Origin of the sequence: Nakamurella sp. (assembly GCF_048594475.1) — a bacterium.
Lineage (GTDB): Bacteria > Actinomycetota > Actinomycetes > Mycobacteriales > Nakamurellaceae > Nakamurella.
In genome coordinates this window covers 1-6057 of sequence record NZ_JBMDXT010000026.1, presented here as the reverse complement: position 1 = coordinate 6057, position 6057 = coordinate 1, and the positions used below count along the sequence as shown (strand labels likewise).

The following is a 6057-nucleotide window of genomic DNA, read 5'->3' as shown; positions in this document are numbered from 1 at the left end:
CATCTCCATCCAGGCGATGACGTCCTGGTAGGTGGCGCAGTACACGTCCGGCTGGCCGCCGCGATGACCGGCGGGGCGGCCCCGGACAGCGTCGAGGCGATGGACCTGGCCGAGGAGCACCGCACCTCGATCGAGACGTTCTACGACTGCGGGTACGGCATGCACCGCGGCCTGGGTGACATGTACGTCGCCGACGAGCGGTTCACCCGGACGTACGAGGTGCTCGCCCCGGGGCTGGCCCAGTGGCTCCGGGACGCGATCCACGCCAACGCCGACCGGCACGAGGCGTAACGGCCCGCCCGACCCCGGTTCGCTGATCAATCCCGCGCCACCGCCGGTTCGATGTCCGGTTCGGCCCGGGTTTGATCAGCGAACCCCGGGCGGCCCCGCAGGGGCGTCAGGCGTCCGGCGCCTTGGCCGCCACCGGCGCCCGGTCGAGCAATTCCTGCAGCACGGCCGGATCCTGCATCTCCATCCAGGCGATGACGTCCTGGTAGGTGGCGCAGTACACGTCCGGCTGGCCGCACTTCTCCTTCATGAAGTCCATGGCCGGCGGGTTGAACGAGTCGCCGTTCCACTTGTTGAAGTGGTTGGCGATCAGGATCGGCGCCCGGTTGCCGTTGTAGGCCTGGTCGAACATGTACTCGTAGGTGCCCTTGACGATCGAGCGCAGCTCCGGGGCCGTGTCCGGCTCGTCCCGGGCGCCGTTGAACTTGGCCCAGAAGTTGTAGTCCATCGCCGTGGTCATGCCCTCGAAGCCGGGCGAGTAGACCTGCGGCATGTAGAACTCCCAGATGCCGTCGATCTTCTGCGGCCAGTAGATGCCGTTGCGGGGCGCGGGCATCGACGAGTCGTAGGTCATCCCGTGCTTCTTCCACGCCGGGATCAGCGTGTCGAGCGAGCCGGTCAGGCACGGGGTGCGGCCGCCCTTGATGGAGTCCGGCGGCACGATCAGGTCCGGGGCGTCGGTGTAGCCGTTGATCTTCTTCCAGTCCGTGACGAAGGTGTAGAACTGGTCGAGTTCGCTGTTCCAGTCGGCGGTGGTCCACTGGTTGCCGCCGGGCGGCGCGTCGTCGCAGAAGTGCCCGTTGTAGTGGGTGCCGATCTCGTGGCCCTTCATGTAGGCCGTGTTGAGATCGTTGACCTCCGTGACGATTTCCGATTCCGGCCCGCCGTACCCGATCGCCGCGGCGCCGGTCTTGTGCCCCGGGCCGGTGTAGGCGCCGGCGTACTTGCCCTCGTCGCCGAGCAGGTAGATGCCGGACAGGAAGCCGGTGAACCGCGAGTTCGACTCGTCGGCCACCGACATGAACTCGTTCCACCGCTGATGGGATCCGGCGCCGTCGAACGAGAAGATGATGAACTGCGGCGGGGTGTCCCCCGGTTCGAGCTTGGTCATCGGGACGTTGGTCGGCGGCCGCTGCCCCGGCGCGGTGACCGCCGGGATGGTCGGGTCGTCGGTGTCCTGCGCGTAGGCGGCGCCGGACGTCGTGGACGCCGCGGAGGAGGCCGTCGCCTTCTCCGTGTTGCCCTGGTAGATCAGGACCCCGGTGACGACGGTCAGGCCCAGGACGGCCCCGACGACCAGTAGACGCGAGCGCATGCATCCCTCGTTTCGGTTCAACTCCGGTCCGAGGGTGCCACGCACGGACACCCACGCCGGGGACATCGGCGTGGGTGTCTCGTGAAGAAGGCCGGGCGACGCCTCAGGCGGTCGGCGGGGCGCCGCCCCCGGTGGGCGGCGGGACGTCGGTCGGCGAGACGTCGATGGTGCTGGGCGCCGTCGACGCCGACGGGTCCGTCAGCACGTCCAGGCAGGCGTTGACGCCGCCGTTGCGGCCCAGGGTGAACCACTGCACGCGCTGGAACGCGTCACCGTGGTCGGAGGTCATCGTCCACGGCATCTGGTCGGCCAGCGCGGACAGCGAGGTCACCAGTTCCTGCTCGTCGCCCATGTCGAAGGTGAGGGTGCCGTCGGCGGCCGCCCCGTAGAGCGCGGCCGCGCCCAGGCAGTCGGCCTGCAGCTCGTCGGCCTGCGCCACCAGGGTGCCGTCGAGGCGGGCCTGGATGGCGTGTCCCCACTCGTGCGCGATCACCAGGTACACCCAGGAGTCGCCGATCCGGTCGGCCCCCTCCACCAGCAGGCTGGCGTCCCAGGCGACGGAGTCGTTGCCCGGGCAGTAGAACGCGTTGTAGGCCTCGAGCGGCTCGCCGTCGCACTCGGGCGCCGTGTCCGGGTCGGTCCCGTCGTACAGACCGACCACGGTGGGCGGGACGTAGGAGCCGGTGAAGTAGTCGGACCAGTGGGTGGTCCAGAAGCCGTCGACGATCGTCTGGGCGCCGTCGATGTCGCCCTTGAGCTCCTCGATGGTCACCCCGCTGTCCAGCGTCAGGTCGCTCGGGGTGCTGCTCGAGGTGGTCGTCCGCCCGGACGTCGGCGTGGTGGTCCGCGGGGAGGTCGTCGTCGGGGCGGTGGTGCGGGTCGAGGTGGAGGCGCTGGTGGTGGCGCCGGCGGCGGCCGCGGGGTCGCCGACCGCCGCGGTGCCGCCGGCGGTGCTGCCGCACGCCGCCAGCATGAACAACAGGCCGGCCGAGGCCGCGGCCGTGACCGCCGATCGAGCCGATATACGCATGATTCCTCCGTCGGGAATGATCGCTGGGAGAGCGGACCCGCCCACCCGTGACCGGGCGGGCGGACCCGCGACCACCTCAGGAGGACGGGCCGGAGCGGAAGATACGTACCCCCGGCCGGCCCGGGTCGGTCCTGGTCCTTCGCTCCCCGACCGAGGGATCAGAGCTGTTTGACCAGCTCCCGCTTGAGGATCTTGCCGCTCGGCCCCAGCGGCAGGGACTCGACGAACTCGACCCGCCGCGGCACCTTGTGCTTGCCCAGCCGCTGCGCCGACCAGGCGGTCAGATCGGCGGCGGACAGATCCTGCCCCTCGGGCGAGCGCACGACGACGGCGCAGATCTCCTCGCCGTGGGTGGCGTCCGGCACGCCCACGACGGCGACCTGGGCGACCCCGGGGTGACCGGCCAGCACCTCCTCGACCTCGCGCGGGTAGACGTTGAAACCGCCGCGGATGATCAGGTCCTTCTTCCGGTCGACGATGGACAGGAAGCCGTCGGCGTCCTTGCTGCCCAGGTCGCCCGAGCGGAACCAGCCGTCGACCAGGACCGCCCGGGTCGCCTCGGGATTGTTCAGGTAGCCGGCGAAGATGTTGTGCCCGCGCAGCACCACCTCGCCGACCTGACCCTGCGGCAGCAGCTCGATCCGGTCGTCGATCGCCGGATCGGCGATCTCGGCGTCGGTCCCCCAGATCGGCCGGCCGACCGTGCCGGGCTTGCGGCCGAAGACCGCCTGGTTGAAGGTCGCCACCGGCGAGGTCTCGGACAGCCCATAGCCCTCGTAGATGTCGGCGCCGAAGACGCGCTTGAACGCGTCGATCACGGCGACCGGCAGGCTCGCCCCGCCGGAGACCGCGCGACGCAGCGCCGGCCGCCGCTCGTCGTCCCGGGCGGCGGCGAGCAGCCCGATGTACATCGTCGGCACGCCCTCGAACACGTTGACCTTCTCGTTGATGATCAGGTCGAGCGCGGAGGCGCCGTCGAACCGCGGCAGCAGCACCAGTGTGCTGCCCGCGTAGAAGCCGGCGTTCATCGCGCAGGTCTGGCCGAACGAGTGGAACAGCGGCAGGCAGCCCAGGATGACGTCGTCGACGGTCAGGTCGAGCACGTTGGACGCGCTCATGATCGCGTTCATCGTCATGTTGAGCTGGGTCAGGACGGCCCCCTTGGGCGCCCCCGTGGTGCCGGAGGTGTAGAGGATCACGGCCTCGTCCTGGGGCTCGCGCTCGACGTAGGCCCGGATCGGCTCGGCCGACGCGGCCAGTTCGTCCAGCCGGGGCACGCCGTCCGGACCGGCCAGCAGGGCGAGCACCGGCACCCCGGCCTGGCGGGCCCCCGGCACGCCCTGCTCGAGCAGCGGGCCGGCCGCGATGAGCAGCTTGGCCTGGGAGTCGGTGAGCACGAATCCGATCTCCCGGGCCACTAGCAGCGCGTGCACCGGGACCACGACGGCCCCGAGGGAGAGCACGGCGTAGTAGGCGCGGGGGAAATCGGTGACGTTCGGCACCAACAGCGCCACCCGGTCACCCGGTCCGATCCCCTGCTCACGCAGCACGGCCGCGTACCGGCGTGACTCCTCCCACAGCCCGGCGTAGCTGATCCGCTGTGGACCCATCACGACCGCCGTGCGGTCGGGGTACCGCGTCGCCGATTCGGACAGGATCGCCGCCAGGCTCAGACCCATGACATCGCTCCCGTCGGGGCGCTCGCAGGCTTCGCGCCCCTGATCGGACCGACGTCGCCGTGTTCATGATTCGCTCGGCGAGCCTCGCTCATACCTCGTCACTGACCTTCCGTGAGCCGGCGGCCGGCACCATTGCCGGCCGGACCAGCGACGACGTTCACGGCCGGGCGGGAACCGGCGCCGGGAATGTCTGCTGCGTCACATCCAGGTTACTGCCGGGTAAAGGTGGTCGGCAGGCCCGCGGACGGGAGGTCGTGGGGCCGCCCGCGGCTCGGGGCACCCGTTCCGACCAGTAATCTCGTCACCACGAGCGCCACCTTCGACGTGCCCGCCGCAGCCCCACCTGGCCTGCTTGGCCGTTGCCATCTGACCCGAACGAGAGGCGAATGACCGCGATGACCAGCACCGACGCCGCCCCGAACCCGGTCAACCCGCCCGGGTCCGCCGAGGCGACCGGCACCATCCAGTTCCTGCCGCCCACCGAGGCCACCATCGCGGCCCCGGCCACCGGTTCGCTGGAGTTCGGCGGCGAGCAGCTGGAGCTCAAGGTGATCCCGGCCACCGAGGGCGCCTCGGGCATGGAGATCTCCAAGCTGCTGACCACGCTGGGCGTGATCACCTTGGATCCGGGTTTCACCAACACCGGCTCCACCACCTCGAAGATCACCTACATCGACGGCGACGCCGGCATCCTGCGCTACCGGGGCTACCCGATCGAGCAGCTGGCCGAGAAGTCCACCTTCATCGAGACCAGCTACCTGCTCATCCACGGTGAGCTGCCGACGCCGGCCGAGCTGGAGGCGTTCACCAACCGGCTGAGCCGGCACACGATGCTGCACGAGGATCTGAAGCGGTTCTTCGACGGCTTCCCGCGGGATGCGCACCCGATGCCGGTGCTGTCCAGCGCGGTCAGCGCGCTGTCGACCTTCTACCAGGACTCGCTCGACCCGTTCAACGCCGAGCAGGTCGAGCTGTCGACCGTCCGGCTGCTGGCCAAGCTGCCCACCATCGCCGCCTACGCCTACCGCAAGTCCGTGGGGCACCCGTTCCTGTACCCGGACAACTCCCTGTCGCTGGTCGAGAACTTCCTGCGGATGTCGTTCGGCTTCCCGGCCGAGCCCTACGAGGTCGATCCCAAGCTGGTCCGGGCGCTGGACCAGCTGTTGATCCTGCACGCCGACCACGAGCAGAACTGTTCGACGTCAACGGTTCGTCTGGTCGGTTCCTCGAATGCCAACCTGTTCGCCTCGGTTTCGGCCGGCATCAACGCCCTGTTCGGGCCGCTGCACGGCGGCGCCAACCAGGCCGTGCTGGAGATGCTGGAAAGCATCCGCAAGGACGGCGGCGACGTCGCGACCTTCGTCAAGCGGGTCAAGGACCGGGAGCCGGGCGTCAAGCTCATGGGCTTCGGCCACCGGGTCTACAAGAACTACGACCCGCGGGCGGCGCTGGTCAAGGCCACCGCCGACGAGGTGCTCGCCGATATCGGCGCGGCCGACCAGCGGCTCGACCAGGCCACGCAGCTGGAGGAGGTCGCCCTGTCGGACGACTACTTCATCTCCCGCAAGCTGTACCCGAACGTGGACTTCTACACCGGCCTGATCTACAAGGCCATGGGCTTCCCGACCCGGATGTTCACCGTCCTGTTCGCGCTCGGCCGGCTGCCCGGCTGGATCGCCCAGTGGCGCGAGATGATCAACGACCCGGCCACCAAGATCGGCCGGCCGCGCCAGGTCTACACCGGC

The 6057-nt window shown here is 69.8% G+C and carries 5 protein-coding genes; 2 read left to right on the top strand and 3 right to left on the bottom strand.

Annotation, left to right across the window (positions count from 1 at the left end):
• Nucleotides 1-291, top strand: a 291-nt coding sequence (locus tag ACOJUF_RS01280) for a TipAS antibiotic-recognition domain-containing protein (RefSeq protein ID WP_420120054.1), incomplete at its 5' end; no start/stop codon positions are given.
• A 106-nt stretch (nt 292-397) separates the two neighbouring features.
• Here ACOJUF_RS01280 and ACOJUF_RS01275 read toward each other — a convergent pair.
• The 3 genes from ACOJUF_RS01275 to ACOJUF_RS01265 form a co-directional block, all read right to left on the bottom strand.
• On the bottom strand, nt 398-1603 hold the full coding sequence (locus tag ACOJUF_RS01275) for a polysaccharide deacetylase family protein (RefSeq protein WP_420120053.1): 1206 nt from the start codon (nt 1601-1603) through the stop codon (nt 398-400).
• A 103-nt stretch (nt 1604-1706) separates the two neighbouring features.
• Nucleotides 1707-2633, bottom strand: coding sequence for a hypothetical protein (locus ACOJUF_RS01270; RefSeq protein ID WP_420120052.1), 927 nt, complete (start codon nt 2631-2633; stop codon nt 1707-1709).
• Between the two features lie 158 nt (nt 2634-2791).
• Nucleotides 2792-4312, bottom strand: a complete 1521-nt coding sequence (locus ACOJUF_RS01265; RefSeq protein WP_420120051.1) for a long-chain-fatty-acid--CoA ligase — start codon at nt 4310-4312, stop codon at nt 2792-2794.
• A 386-nt stretch (nt 4313-4698) separates the two neighbouring features.
• Here ACOJUF_RS01265 and ACOJUF_RS01260 point away from each other — a divergent pair.
• The coding region (locus ACOJUF_RS01260) for a citrate synthase (RefSeq protein WP_420120050.1) at nt 4699-6057 on the top strand (1359 nt) is incomplete at its 3' end.

Excerpts from the sequence above, each read along its gene's own strand:
- ACOJUF_RS01275 (WP_420120053.1), bottom strand. The coding sequence starts at position 1,603 with ATGCGCTCGCGTCTACTGGTCGTCGGGGCCGTCCTGGGCCTGACCGTC.
- ACOJUF_RS01270 (WP_420120052.1), bottom strand. The coding sequence starts at position 2,633 with ATGCGTATATCGGCTCGATCGGCGGTCACGGCCGCGGCCTCGGCCGGC.
- ACOJUF_RS01265 (WP_420120051.1), bottom strand. The coding sequence starts at position 4,312 with ATGGGTCTGAGCCTGGCGGCGATCCTGTCCGAATCGGCGACGCGGTAC.